Origin of the sequence: Spongiactinospora sp. TRM90649 (genome assembly GCF_029382225.1) — a bacterium.
Classification (GTDB): domain Bacteria; phylum Actinomycetota; class Actinomycetes; order Streptosporangiales; family Streptosporangiaceae; genus Spongiactinospora.
The window spans coordinates 146,733-159,897 of record NZ_JARLTC010000006.1 but is presented as its reverse complement, the minus strand read 5'-3'; the positions used below and the strand labels follow the sequence as shown (position 1 = coordinate 159,897).

The following is a 13,165-nucleotide window of genomic DNA, read 5'->3' as shown; positions in this document are numbered from 1 at the left end:
ACCGGCTACTTCGACTCGGACTTGCGGACGACCTTGGTGATCCGTTCCTGGCCGACCTCGCCTGCGTCGAGCGCGTCGACCGGCTCGTCCTTGACCAGCAGCTCGCCGGAGGAGGTCTCGAACCCCTTCTTGAAGTCGGAGATCGCCTCCTTCAGCACGGTGACCGCGTCGTCCGACAGCTCCTTGGTCTCGCGGATGCCGTCGAAGACGCCCTTGTGGTCGCGGCCCAGGTAGTCCAGGAACTCCGTCTCGAAGCGGCGGATGTCCTCGACCGGGACCTCGTCCAGCTCACCGGTGGTGCCGGCCCAGACCGAGACGACCTGCTTCTCGACCGGGAACGGGCTGTACTGCGGCTGCTTGAGCAGCTCGACCAGACGCGCGCCGCGCTCGAGCTGGGCCCGGGAGGCCGCGTCGAGGTCGGAGGCGAAGGAGGCGAACGCCTCCAGGTCGCGGTACTGCGAAAGGGACAGCTTCAGCGTGCCGGCGACCTTGCGCATGGCCTTGACCTGCGCGGAGCCACCTACTCGGGAGACGGAGATACCGACGTTGATGGCCGGCCGCACACCCGCGTTGAACAGGTCGGTCTCCAGGAAGCACTGACCGTCGGTGATGGAGATGACGTTGGTGGGGATGAACGCCGAGACGTCGTTGCCCTTGGTCTCGATGATCGGCAGGCCGGTCATCGAGCCGGAGCCCATGTCGTCGGACAGCTTCGCGCAGCGCTCCAGGAGCCGGGAGTGCAAGTAGAAGACGTCGCCGGGGAACGCCTCACGGCCCGGCGGACGGCGCAGCAGCAGCGAGACCGCGCGGTAGGCGTCGGCCTGCTTGGTCAGGTCATCGAAGACGATCAGGACGTGCTTACCCTGGTACATCCAGTGCTGGCCGATCGCGCTGCCGGTGTACGGGGCGATGTACTTGTAGCCCGCGGGGTCGGAGGCCGGGGCCGCGACGATGGTGGTGTACTCCATCGCGCCCGCCTCCTCCAGCCGCGCGCGGACCTGCGCGATCGTGGAGCCCTTCTGACCGACGGCGACGTACACGCAGCGCACCTGGCGCGACGGGTCGCCGGAGGCCCAGTTCTCCCGCTGGTTGAGGATGGTGTCCACGGCGATCGCGGTCTTGCCGGTGCCACGGTCGCCGATGATGAGCTGGCGCTGGCCGCGCCCGATCGGCGTCATGGCGTCGATCGCCTTGATCCCGGTCTGCAGCGGCTCGCGCACCGACTGGCGCTGCACCACCGAGGGCGCCTGCAGCTCCAGGGCGCGGCGACCCTCGGCGTCGATCGGGCCCTTGCCGTCCAGAGGCTCGCCCAGCGGGTCGACCACGCGCCCGAGGAAGGCGTCACCGATCGGCGCGGACAGCACCTCCCCGGTACGGCGGACCGTCTGGCCCTCCTCGATCTTGCTGAAGTCGCCCAGGACCACGACACCGATCTCCCGGACGTCCAGGTTCAGTGCCAGGCCACGCGTCCCGTCCTCGAACTCAAGCAGTTCGTTCGCCATCGCCGAGGGAAGGCCGGAGACATGGGCGATACCGTCGCCGCAGTCGACGACGGTCCCGATCTCCTCGCGCGCGGCGCCTTCCGGCTCGTACGCCTGGACGAAGCGCTCTAGCGCGTCCCGGATCTCGTCCGGCCGGATCGTCAGCTCCGCCATCTCTCTCTGTCTCCCTATTGACTAAACAACCGACGTCGGATCAGCCGGCCAAGCGGCGGCGGACTTCTTCGATGCGCGCCGCGATGGTGGTGTCGATGAGCTCGTCCCCGACGCGGACGGAGAAACCGCCGACCACGCGCGGGTCCACCTCGACGTTCAGGCGCACATCGCGTCCGTACGAGGTGCGCAGCAGTGCGGCGAGCCGCTGCTTCTGCCCATCGGTCAGCGCCACGGCGCTGCGGACCACGGCGACCAGGCGTTCGCGCTGCGCGGCGACCAGGTTGCCGTACTCCACGAGGCCCTTCTCCAGGCTACGTCCTCGTGAATGTGCGACGACCCGCTTGACCAGCAGCGATGTCACCGGAGTCACCTTGCCGCCGAGCAGCGAGTCGAGGAACTCCTCCTTGCGCTCGGCGGATGTGGCGGCGTCGGACAGGAAGCGGCGCAGGTCCGTGTCGCCTTCGACGATGCGGCCGAACCTGAACAGTTCGTCCTCGACATCGTCGATCTGGCCCGCGGACTCGGCCGACGCGGCCGCGGCGGTCACCGCGACGCGCTCCAGGGCGTCGGCGATGTCGCCGGCCCTGGTCCATCGCCCGCTCACGGCGGCCACGATGGTCTCCAGGGCGGCCTCGCCGACCTTGCCCTCAAGGAGCACGCGGGCCGTCTGCGCCTTCTGCTCGGCCGGACGCGACGGGTCGGACAGAGCACGGCGCAGGCCGTGCTCACGGTCGAAGAGGCCGGCCACCGCGAAAAGGTCGTCGGCCAGCCGGGTGAGGTCCGCGCCCGCCGCCACGGCGTTGAACCGCTCCTCCACCGAGGCCAGCGACGCCCTGCTCTGACCCATCATCGGTCGCTCACCACTCCTCGTTCATCGTCAACGCACCGCCTGCTCGGCGTTCGCGGTCTCCAGCTCCTCAAGGAACCGGTCCACGACGCGGCGCTGGCGGGCCTCGTCCTCAAGGGACTCGCCCACGATGCGACCGGCCAGGTCGGTGGACAGGCGGCCGATCTCGGTGCGGAGCTGGGCGAACGCCTGCTTGCGGTCGGCCTCGATCTGGGCGTGCGCCGCCTCGACGAGACGACGGGCCTCGGCCTGCGCCTCCTCGCGGAGCTCCACCTTGATCTGGGCGCCCTGCTCGCGGGCCTCCTCGCGCAGCCGCGCCGCCTCGTGGCGCGCCTCGACGAGCTGTTCGCGGTACTCCGCGAGAGCGCGCTGCGCCTCGTCCTGAGCGTCGGCGGCCTTCTTCAGGCCGCCCTCGATCGCCTCCGTGCGGGCCTCGAGGACCTTCTGAATCCTCGGGACCAGCATGCGGCCCACGAAGAACAGCACGAACAGGAACGCGAAGCCGCCGACGACCATCTCGGACATGTGCGGCAGCAGCGGGTTGCTCGGACCCTCTTGGGCAAGGACATTCATGTCTGGGCCTCCCCTCTGGGGATCAGTCGCTGGGTCAGCTGCCCTGGAAGGCGAACGCGAGCGCGACGCCGATCAGTGCGAGCGCCTCGGTGAACACGAAGCCGAGAAGCATGTTCTGGCGGATCAGGCCGTACGCCTCGGGCTGGCGGGCGATCGCCTGGACGCCCTGGCCGAAGATGATGCCCACGCCGACGCCCGGGCCGATGGCCGCCAGGCCGTAACCGATGGAGCCGAGGTCACCGGTGACTTGAGCGAGCAAGCTCATGCTTTTCCGTTTCCTTTTCTATCGGCCGGTGGAGTGTCCACCGGAACTCTTGTGGGGTCTCAGTGCTGAGGTCTCAGTGCGCGGGGTGCAGCGCGTCGTTGATGAACATCGCGGTCAGCAGCGTGAACACGTAGGCCTGCAGGCCCTGGATGAACAGCTCGAACGCGGTCAGCGCGATGGTCATGACGACGCCCAGCACGCCGATCGGCGCGCCCAGCGGGGTCAGCTGCACGAACAGGAAGTGCCAGCCCACCTCGGAGAACAGTGCGATGATCAGGTGACCCGCCATCATCGTGGCGAAGAGCCGCACCGCGTGCGTGACGTGGCGCAGGATGACGGTGGAGGCGAACTCGATCGGCGCGACCAGCACGTACATCCACCCGGGAAGCCCGGGAGGGAACATGATGTTCTTGAAGAAGCCCCAGGGGCCCTGGTTCTTCATGCCGAGGAAGAGGACCAGGATCCAGACGCCCAGCGCGAGGATCGCCGGGTAGCCGATGATCGACATGACCGGGAACTGGAGGAAGATGACCGAGCCGAACAGGTTCATCAGCAGCACGAACACGAACAGGCTGAACAGCAGCGGCATCCAGCGGTCGCTGTCCTTGCCGAGGAACGGCCGGGCGGTCTGCTCCCTGACGAACTCGTAGGCGTACTCGCCGAGGTTCTGCATGCCCCGCGGCACCAGCTTGGGCCGCGAGAACGCCGCGTAGGCCAGTACGACGGCGAGTGCCGCGGCGATGAAGGCGAGGAGCGCCGGCTTGTTGAACCAGGCGGCACCCTCGACGAGCGCCGGCCATTCGAACAGGTTGAGCCCAGGGGCTTGGAACTCGTCGGCAGCGAGGGGCGGCGCGGCGCTCACTCGGCGTTCCCTTCGTCGTGGTGGATCAGGGTGTCTTCCAGCGCCCGGTCACCGAGTGGCGAGGGATCGGGAAGCGCAGTCAGGTGGGTGGTGCGGTCGGACGGAGACCAAGACCCGCGGGCAGGCGCCCAGGCGGATTGGCGATCGCGCACGCGACGATAGCAGGCGGTGGCGTGACTAGTCATATCGGGCCACCAACTGTCTGCCGTCAAAAGTTTACGGGAAGGCACGGCGGGGCGGCGAGCGGCCCTGGCGGGCGGCATCACTTCTCCCCGGCGTGGCCGGGCACCTTCACGGTCGGGTCGACGTAAAGGATGCGCAACTTCATGAATCCCCTCGCCTCGCCGATCGTCCAGGCGACGGTGCAGAGGATGACGGTCCAGGTAAAGGTCATCGGGTGCCAGGCGGTGACGTCGGAGAGCGACCTCAGCGCCACGGCCAGTGCGACGATCTTGACCAGGTACGTGCCCATCGCGGCGGCCATCATCATCGTCGGCGAGATGCGCGACGCGTAGGCCACGGCGATGAGGCTGAGTATGAAGAACCCGGCGACGACCGCCACGCCGATCAGAGCGGCGAGGACTCCCGGGACACCGACCGTGAACATCGAGACCACGGCCACGACCAGGCCCACCACCAGGGCGGGAATCGCGGCGCTTCGAAGGACGCGCACGTCGTTGGCCTGCATCGGTGCTCCAGAAACGGTTATCAAGCGAGCATTTGCTGCCTCACACGGCCAAGCCGGTGAGAACGTCTGCTAGTGAAAGCTATCACAAGCTCTGGGAGAGCCGCCTTTACCTGCCGTTTCTAGAACAATGATCAGGGGGTGACACGGGATGAGAGGCCAGGTAGAGGCCCATCTGGCAGGGGTATCACCGCGGTCTCATCCCCCATTTCGGCCATCGGCGGAAGACCGCTCGCCGGGCCTGCGGGGGGCGTGTGCGGGGCCGTCGGCGGGACCGGCGGGGCCTCCCCCATCGGCGGGCGTACCGGGGAGCGCATCGGCGGGCCTCCGACGGGACCGACCTGCGGGCCCGGCATCGGTTCCGGCGCGGGACCGGACGGCGAGTCGCCCCCCGGCCTGCGCCGATGCCCGGCCGCGTGCGCGCCGCCGCCCCCACCGCCGCCACCGCCGCGCCTGCGCTCACGCCAACGGGGCAGCGCCATCAGCAGCAGCACGACCAGCGCCAAGATCACGATCGCCACGAACACGATCAGCGGGAAGCCGTTGATCGACGCCCCCACCACCGCGAACCCGAACAGGAAGGTCCAGGCGTACATGATCAGCACCGTGCGGCGGTGCGAGTGGCCGACGTCGAGCAGCCGGTGGTGCAGGTGGCCCCGGTCGGGGGCGAACGGCGACATGCCGTAGGAGGTGCGCCGGACGACCGCGGTCCAGAGGTCGAGCAGCGGCAGCACCATGACCGCGACCGGCAGCAGCAGCGGCAGCACCAGCGGGAACCGGTTGATCGTGGGGCTCAGCGCGCTGGGGTCGATCGGGGTCACGGTGACCACCGAGCTGGCCAGTACCAGGCCGATCAGCATCGCACCCGTGTCGCCCATGAAGATCTTGGCGGGGTGGAAGTTGTGCGGCAGGAAACCCGCGCAGATGCCGATGAGCACGGAAGTGATGGCGGCCGTGGCGTTGATCCGGGTGTCGCCCATGGTGGTGGACAGCACGATCGAGTAGACCCACATCGCCATGGCCGCGATGCCGACGATGCCCGCCGCCAGGCCGTCGAGGCCGTCGACGAAGTTGACCGCGTTGATGGCGACCACCACGACCAGGATCGTGATGATCGTGCGCAGCGTGCTGTCGAGCGCCACCGAGGTGGTGCCGGGCACCGGAATCCAGGTGAGGTAGAGGCCGAACGCCACCAGCAGGCCGGCCGACGCGATCTGGCCGCCCAGCTTGATGAAGGGGTCCATGCCCCACCAGTCGTCGAGGAAGCCGGTGAGGGTGATCAGGCCGCCCGCGGCCAGCAGCGCCGTGACGGTCTGGCCGCCGGCGAGGTCGGGGTCGGCGAGGGACTGCGCGACCCAGGGCTGTTTGGTGGCGAACAACAGGCCGGCGACCAGCCCGCCGTACATGGCGAGGCCGCCCAGGCGGGGCGTCGGCGTGGTGTGCACGTCGCGCTCGCGCACCTCCGGCATGGCGCCGATACGGATGGCGAAGACGCGGACCAGCGGCACGAGCAGGTACGTAACCGCCCCGGCCACCAGTGCTATGAGGAAGTACTCGCGCACGGACCTAGTTTCCTGGATGCACCGGCCTGCTGTGGCCGGAAATCGACACAGAACAGCTCATGATTCGCTGGGATAAACCCGATGGACGCCCACCAGCTCGCTCACTCGTCTCCTCACCTCCGGGGCGCGTCCGGGGTCGCGTACCGCGGTGGCCACCAGTGACGCGACCTCGGTGAGGTCGCCGGGGCCGAACCCCTGGGTGGTGACGCACGGGGTGCCGACCCGCATGCCGGAGGTGACCGTCGGCGGCTCGGGGTCGTAGGGGATCGCGTTGCGGTTCAGCGTGATCCCGGCGGCGGCGCACCTGCGCTCGGCCTCGGCTCCGGAGACCCCGACCGGGCGCAGGTCGATGAGGGCCAGGTGGGTGTCGGTGCCGCCCGAGACCGGGCGCATGTCCGCCGCGGCCAGGCCGTCGGCCAGCGCCTGGGCGTTGTCCACGACACGCTTGCCGTACTCGGCGAAACCGGGACGCATAGCCTCGCCGAACGCCACCGCCTTGGCCGCCACGACGTGCATCAGCGGGCCTCCCTGGATGAACGGGAACACCGCCCGGTCGATCTTCGCCGCCAGCTCCGCCGTGCACAGGACGCCCCCGCCGCGCGGACCGCGCAGCGCCTTGTGAGTGGTGAAAGTCACAACATCGGCGTAGGGGACGGCGGAGGGGATCACCCCGCCGGCCATCAGCCCGATGGTGTGCGCGACATCGGCCAGCAACCACGCCCCCACCTCGTCGGCGATCCCGCGGAACGCGCCGAAGTCGATCAGCCGGGGGTAGGCCGTGGCGCCGCATATGATCATCTTAGGCCGGTGGCGGAGTGCGAGGTCACGTACCTCGTCGTAGTCGATCAGTTCGGTATCGCGTCGCACGCCGTACGCCACGACGTCGAACCACCGACCCGAGAAGTTCACCTTCGAGCCATGCGTGAGGTGGCCGCCGTGCGGCAGCGCCATCGCCAGCATGGTGTCGCCCGGCCGCAGCAGCGCGGCGTACGCCGCCAGGTTGGCCGAGGCCCCGGAGTGCGGCTGCACGTTGGCGTGGTCGGCGCCGAACAGGCGCCTGGCCCGCTCGATCGCCAGCGCCTCGGCACGGTCCACGACCTCGCAGCCGCCGTAGTAACGACGGCCCGGATAGCCCTCGGCGTACTTGTTGGTGAGAGTGGAGCCGAGCGCGGCGAGGACGGCGGGCGAGGTGAAGTTCTCGCTCGCGATCAGTTGCAGGCCGTTGCGCTCGCGGTCGAGCTCGTCCAGGATCACCGAGGCGATCTCCGGATCCTCGCGCATCAGCCTGGTGAAGTCAGGCCCGTAGTACGGCACGGCGCCCGGCGTCTCATCGCCCATCGCCTCACTCCGTCCGGCGAGCGCGCGGCGAAACCGCCCGCGCCCATGGCTCACGTGTGTCCACTGTAAGCCTGGCACGGCCGGTTTTCCCACGTCACATGGTCAGGAGATGGTGGAGGCGTCAGGAGAAGGCGTGCGGCGCGCCCGCGTCGACGGGCACCCATCGCGGGGTGTCGGCAGCCTGGTCGCTTATCGCACCGAGCATGGACTGGCGGTACATTCCCAGGCGTTTCTGCCATTCCCCGATGTCCTCGACATAGCGCTGGCCGACCGGGGCGTCCCAGACGTCACGGCTTTGCGCGAGGCGCTCGGCTTCTTTCAGCACGCCGGTGAGGGATTCCATCATCGGCATGACCTGTTGCCAGAGCGTCACGAGCTTCTGGTACTCGGGGTTGAACTGCCAGGCGCGGGGCTGGCCGTCGAGACCGAGCGGGTCGCCGGTGCCCTGCGGTGGCGCCTCGCCTTGCTGGAGCGGCTGTGGCGCCGGCGGATCGTCGAACATACGAGCTCCTCCTCATACCCCTGCGGCCGAATCGGCGACTCGCTACGAACCGGACGGATGCGATCGTTCCGGAGCACCGGGATCGATGGATCCCGCCGGGCCGTCGGGGCCGACGTCCTCAGGCACCCAGGGGCCCTGCCCCCACTGCTCGCCCGGCGGGACGGTGACGCTCGGCATGTCCATCGGCTCGACCTCGCGCATGTTCTCGAAGAGCTCGCCCATGTCGTCCGGCGAGGGCGGGTCGACCGGCACGGAGACGACGTCGTCGCCCCCCGCCGGAGCCGCCGTGCCGGCCGGTGGCGCCGTTTCCTGCCCGGACGGCTGCGCCGTGTCGGACGGGCTCGGAACGTCGTCCAGGGCGGCCGGAGGCTCGGCGTAGGCCACTCCCGACACCGCTCCGCCGTCGGCGGAGGCGCCCGCGTTCTTCGGCTCCAGTTGGGGGTCCTCGCCGCCGTCCGGAACGCGCTCGATCTGCGGGATGTCGTCCTCGGGCGGCGCGTCGGGGCTGGGCAGCGTGGGGTCGATCTGTCCCGGCGGGCCGTCGGGCGTCACTCCGTGCGGGTTCTCGCGGAGGTCGTCGGCGATCGGCATGTCGTGCGGGACGGCGTTCTCCATGTTGTCGATCATGTTCTGCAGTTCCTGCATGGTGGGCGGCTGCAGGGGCTGCTCGATCAGCTTGGTGCCGTTGGGCAGCTCGATGACCCGCGGCCCGTCGGGGGCGGAGTCGTCGGGGTGATCGATCCGGTCGGGGTGGTCGATCCGGTCGTCGTTCTGCGGCGGGTCGGGGTCCTTCGGCGCGTCGGGCTTGTCACCATCCGGCTTCTCACCCTTCGGCTGGTCCTCCTTGGGCCGCTCGTCCTTCTGGTCGTCGTTCTGCGGCGGGTCGGGGTCCTTCGGCGCGTCGGGCTTGTCACCATCCGGCTTCTCACCCTTCGGCTGCTCGTCGGGCTTCTCACCCTTGGGCTGCTCATCAGGCTTGTCGGGCTTCGACTGGTCGTCCGGCTTGTCATTCTTGGGTTGCTCTTCGGGCTTCTCACCCTTGGGCTGGTCGTCCTTGTGACGCTCGTCCTTGGGCTGCTCGTCCCTCGGCTGCTCTTCGGGCTTCTCGCCCTTCGGCTGCTCCTCGGACTTGGGCTGCGGATCCTTCGGCTGGTCGTCCTTCGGCTGCGCGTCCTTGGGCGTGGTCTCCTGGCGCTCAGGAGTGGGCGAGGCCTCCGGAGTGGGAGCCAGCCGGGACTCAAGGCCGATCGGCGCGCCCTCCTGCTGTTTCTCCTTCTTCTCCAGGACCGTGAGCCTGGAGGAGACGTCGGTCACCATGCCGTCGCACGCGTCGGCGATCTCGGCGGGGCGATGCGCCGCCTGGGCGGGCACGCCCGCCGCACTCACCAGACGGGCCACCTGCCCCTCTGTCGAGCGGATCTGCTCCGCCGCTTTTCCCACCTCGGTCAGCAACTGCCGGACGAGTTTGGGATCCATGCCCTCGAACTTGCCCATGCGCGTCTCCCGGGACGTTATCGGCCGCCCACATACGGTACCCGCGCGCGGGCCGTACGTCCTAGCGATAAACAGCGGGTATAAGGGATCAATCGTCGGCGCCGGGAGCGGGAACCGGATCCGGATCTCCGTCGGTGGCGATGTATCCGGCGACCGCGCGGAGCTTGTCCACACCGATCACGCCGCGCCGCAGCAGCCGCGGCACCGCGGTGGTCAGATCGACGATGGTGGACGGCACCCGGTCGGCGCACGGCCCGCCGTCGAGGTAGACCTCCACGGCGTCGCCGAGCTGCTTCTCGGCCTCCTCCGCCGTGGTCGCGGGCTCCGCGCCGGAGCGGTTGGCGCTGCTGACCGCCATCGGCCCGATGTCCTTCAGCAGGTCGAGCGCCACCCCGTGCAACGGCATGCGCAGCGCGACCGTGCCCTTGGTGTCGCCGAGGTCCCATGAAAGCGACCGGTTTGAGCGGCAGATGAGCGTCAGCGGCCCCGGCCAGAAGGCGTCGATGAGATCCTGCCCGTACGGGCCCAGGTTCTCCACGAGGGCGTTGGCGGCGCGCACGGTGCCCACCAGCACGGGCACGGGCATGTCGCGGCCCCGGCCCTTGGCGGCCAGCAGGGCGTTGACCGCCGACTGGACGAAGGCGTCCGCGCCGATGCCGTACACCGTGTCGGTGGGCATCACCACAAGCCGGCTCAGGCGCAGGGCGGCGGCCGCGTCGGCGAGGCCGGCGGCCCGCTGCTCGGGGTCGGCGCAGTCGTAACGTCTGCTCACAGTGTGCATCCTTTCACTGCCGCTCACTCCTGGCCGAAGCGGGCGGTCACGAAACGGTCCCTGCGGGTCAGGTCCTGCTGGACGCGCACGTCACGCCAGCCGTTCTCCTCGGCGAAGATCAGATAGACGGCCGAGCCCTGCACGTCGGCGTGCTCGACGGCGACGAACCCGCCGGGGCGCAACAGCCGCCTGGCGGTGCGCTCCACGGCGCGAACCTGGTCGAGGCCGTCGTTGCCCGAGCCGTAGAGGGCACGCGCCGGGTCGTAGTCGCGGACCTCGGGATGCCTGGGGATCGAGCCGGGGGGGATGTACGGCGGGTTGGAGATGACCAGATCGACGGTCCCGTTCATCTCGCGCAGCGCCTCGGCGAGGTCTTCCGGATGCAGGGTCACCCGCCCCTGGCCCAGTTCGGAGATGTTGCGCTTGGCCCAGCCGTAGGCGTCGGGGTCGATCTCGACGGCGTGCACCCTGGCCAGCGCCACCTCCTGGGCGATGGACAGCGCGATCGCGCCGGAGCCGGTGCCGAGATCGACGACCGTCGGGGAGGCGACGTCCATCTCACGCAGCCGGTCGATGGCCCAGCCCGCCACCACCTCGGTCTCCGGGCGTGGCACGAACACCCCGGGGCCTACCTCAAGGGACAGGTAGCGAAAGAAGGCCCGGCCGGTGATGTGCTGGAGCGGCTCGCGGGCCTCGCGCCGGGCGATGCCCTCCCAGAACAGGGCGTCGAAGTCGGCGTCCTTCACCGTGTGCAGCTGGCCTCTGCGGACACCGTGGACGAAGGCCGCTATCTCCTCCGCGTCGGTGCGCGGAGACGGCACGCCGGCTTCGGCCAGCCGGGCGGTGGCGAGGGCGATCTCGTCCAGGAGGAGGCTCATGACATACGGTCTTGGAACTGGTCTCGCTATGCCTGTCGGAAAGAGGGACTGGTGGTGGTCAGGACGCCGAGGAGTGCGCGGCCAGCTTCTCGGCGGTCTCGGCGTCGAGCAACGCCTGGATGAGCGCCGTCAGCTCGCCGTCGAGGACCTGATCGAGGTTATACGCCTTGAAGCCCACTCGGTGGTCCGAGATGCGGTTCTCGGGAAAGTTGTAGGTGCGGATCCGCTCGGAACGGTCGACCGTGCGCACCTGTGACTTGCGCTCGGCGGCGGCCTCGGCCGCCGCCTCCTCCTCGGCGATGGCCTGCAGGCGGGCGCGCAGCACGCGCATCGCCGTCTCCTTGTTCTGGAGCTGGCTCTTCTCGTTCTGGCAGGAGACCACCGTGCCGGTGGGCAGGTGGGTGATGCGGACCGCGGAGTCGGTGGTGTTGACGCTCTGGCCACCGGGACCACCGCTGCGGAAGACGTCGATCCGCAGGTCGTTGGGGTCGATCTGGACGTCGACCTCCTCGGCCTCGGGATAGACCAGCACCCCGGCCGCGCTGGTGTGGATACGGCCCTGCGACTCGGTCGCGGGGACCCGCTGCACGCGGTGCACGCCGCCTTCGAACTTCAGCCGGGACCACACGCCGTCGTCGCCCTTGGACTTGATGGCCACCGTGACGTCCTTGTAGCCGCCCAGGTCGGAGGGCTGGGAGTCGATGACCTCGGTCTTCCAGCCGGCCCGCTCGGCGTAGCGCAGGTACATCCGCAGCAGATCGCCGGCGAACAGGGCGGACTCCTCGCCGCCCTCGCCCGCCTTGATCTCCATCAGGATGTCCTTGGTGTCGTTGGGGTCGCGCGGGATCAGCAGGTGTTTGAGCCGCTCCTCCAGCGTGGGCACGCGCGCGGCCAGTTCCTCGGCCTCGGCCGCGAACGCCGAGTCCTCGTCGGCCAGCTCCCTGGCGGCGGCCAGGTCGTCGCGGACGGTCTCCAGCTCGCGGTAGGCGGCCACGATCGGGCTGAGCTGGGCGTAGCGCCGCCCGATCGTACGTGCCCTGCCCTGGTCGGCGTGCACGGCGGGATCGGCGAGCGTGCTCTCCAGCTCGGCGTACTCCTTCAGCAGCTCGTCCAGCTTCACCGCGTTGATCCCTTCAGCGACTTGCGCGACTTCGGTTGAGAAAACCTCGACCAGCAAGAACGCCGACCCGGGCGCACCCCTTGTGAACAGGGGGTGGTTCCGAGCCGGCGCTGGTCGTTGGCTACTTGCCCGCGGTCTTCTTCCCGAAGCGCTTCTCGAACCGGGCCACGCGGCCGCCGGTGTCGAGGATCTTCTGCTTGCCCGTGTAGAACGGGTGGCACTCGGAGCACACGTCGGTGTGGATGACACCGTTCTTGGCGGTGCTACGGGTGGTGAAGGAGTTGCCGCAGGTGCAGCTCACCTGGGTCACCTGGTACTCAGGGTGAATATCGCGCTTCATGGTCTTCCTCTCGCATTTGGCGGTCGCCGGGTCGCCATCGCCATCCCCCATAAGGGGTGCGCGCGCCGCACACCGGATTGCGCGCGGGCGGGAACCGGTACCGCTGCGGTTCGGGTTCCAGTGTGCCAGATCCTGCAACCATCCCGGTCATCGGATAATTCCCGCCGCGCCGCGGTCTTCGGGCTGCCCTCACGAGGCCGTGAGACAGCCTGTGACGGCCTTCCTGACGGGCTCGTGCCCCCCTCAGGAGGCCGGGGCACTGACAGCACCGA

Annotated in this window: 14 protein-coding genes; all 14 read right to left on the bottom strand. The window is 69.3% G+C overall.

Annotated features, from left to right (window positions below; translation table 11 throughout):
• Positions 1-5: 5 nt before the first annotated feature.
• A complete protein-coding gene (gene atpA / locus P3X83_RS08025; protein ID WP_277304238.1) occupies positions 6-1,655 on the bottom strand; it encodes a F0F1 ATP synthase subunit alpha in 1,650 nt (549 codons plus the stop codon).
• Between the two features lie 40 nt (positions 1,656-1,695).
• A complete protein-coding gene (locus P3X83_RS08020; RefSeq protein WP_277304237.1) occupies positions 1,696-2,505 on the bottom strand; it encodes a F0F1 ATP synthase subunit delta in 810 nt (269 codons plus the stop codon).
• A gap of 27 nt (positions 2,506-2,532) precedes the next feature.
• On the bottom strand, positions 2,533-3,075 hold the full coding sequence (locus tag P3X83_RS08015; RefSeq protein ID WP_277304236.1) for a F0F1 ATP synthase subunit B: 543 nt from the start codon (positions 3,073-3,075) through the stop codon (positions 2,533-2,535).
• Positions 3,076-3,109: 34 nt separating this feature from the next.
• A complete protein-coding gene (atpE, locus tag P3X83_RS08010) occupies positions 3,110-3,340 on the bottom strand; it encodes an ATP synthase F0 subunit C (RefSeq protein ID WP_277304235.1) in 231 nt (76 codons plus the stop codon).
• A gap of 73 nt (positions 3,341-3,413) precedes the next feature.
• Positions 3,414-4,202 (bottom strand): F0F1 ATP synthase subunit A, encoded by a 789-nt coding sequence (atpB, locus tag P3X83_RS08005; protein WP_277304234.1) that lies wholly within the window; start codon positions 4,200-4,202, stop codon positions 3,414-3,416.
• Positions 4,203-4,464: 262 nt separating this feature from the next.
• Entirely contained in the window at positions 4,465-4,890 is a 426-nt protein-coding gene (locus P3X83_RS08000; RefSeq protein ID WP_277304233.1) for a hypothetical protein, read from the bottom strand.
• Between the two features lie 131 nt (positions 4,891-5,021).
• Positions 5,022-6,449, bottom strand: a complete 1,428-nt coding sequence (locus tag P3X83_RS07995; protein ID WP_277304232.1) for an MraY family glycosyltransferase — start codon at positions 6,447-6,449, stop codon at positions 5,022-5,024.
• A gap of 57 nt (positions 6,450-6,506) precedes the next feature.
• Positions 6,507-7,787, bottom strand: a complete 1,281-nt coding sequence (gene glyA / locus P3X83_RS07990) for a serine hydroxymethyltransferase (RefSeq protein WP_277304231.1) — start codon at positions 7,785-7,787, stop codon at positions 6,507-6,509.
• A gap of 121 nt (positions 7,788-7,908) precedes the next feature.
• Positions 7,909-8,289 carry a hypothetical protein gene (locus P3X83_RS07985; protein WP_277304230.1) on the bottom strand — a complete coding sequence of 127 codons (381 nt, stop codon included), beginning with the start codon at positions 8,287-8,289 and terminating at the stop codon, positions 7,909-7,911.
• A gap of 42 nt (positions 8,290-8,331) precedes the next feature.
• Positions 8,332-9,783: a hypothetical protein gene (locus tag P3X83_RS07980; RefSeq protein WP_277304229.1), complete on the bottom strand. Its 1,452-nt coding sequence runs from the start codon at positions 9,781-9,783 to the stop codon at positions 8,332-8,334.
• A gap of 88 nt (positions 9,784-9,871) precedes the next feature.
• Entirely contained in the window at positions 9,872-10,555 is a 684-nt protein-coding gene (locus P3X83_RS07975) for an L-threonylcarbamoyladenylate synthase (RefSeq protein WP_277304228.1), read from the bottom strand.
• 23 nt (positions 10,556-10,578) lie between these two features.
• Positions 10,579-11,433, bottom strand: coding sequence for a peptide chain release factor N(5)-glutamine methyltransferase (gene prmC, locus P3X83_RS07970; RefSeq protein WP_277304227.1), 855 nt, complete (start codon positions 11,431-11,433; stop codon positions 10,579-10,581).
• 58 nt (positions 11,434-11,491) lie between these two features.
• The gene (gene prfA / locus P3X83_RS07965) at positions 11,492-12,553 is read right to left on the bottom strand and encodes a peptide chain release factor 1 (protein WP_277304226.1); all 1,062 of its coding nucleotides are present in this window, start codon (positions 12,551-12,553) and stop codon (positions 11,492-11,494) included.
• A 121-nt stretch (positions 12,554-12,674) separates the two neighbouring features.
• A complete protein-coding gene (rpmE, locus tag P3X83_RS07960; protein WP_277304225.1) occupies positions 12,675-12,893 on the bottom strand; it encodes a 50S ribosomal protein L31 in 219 nt (72 codons plus the stop codon).
• Positions 12,894-13,165: the final 272 nt, after the last annotated feature.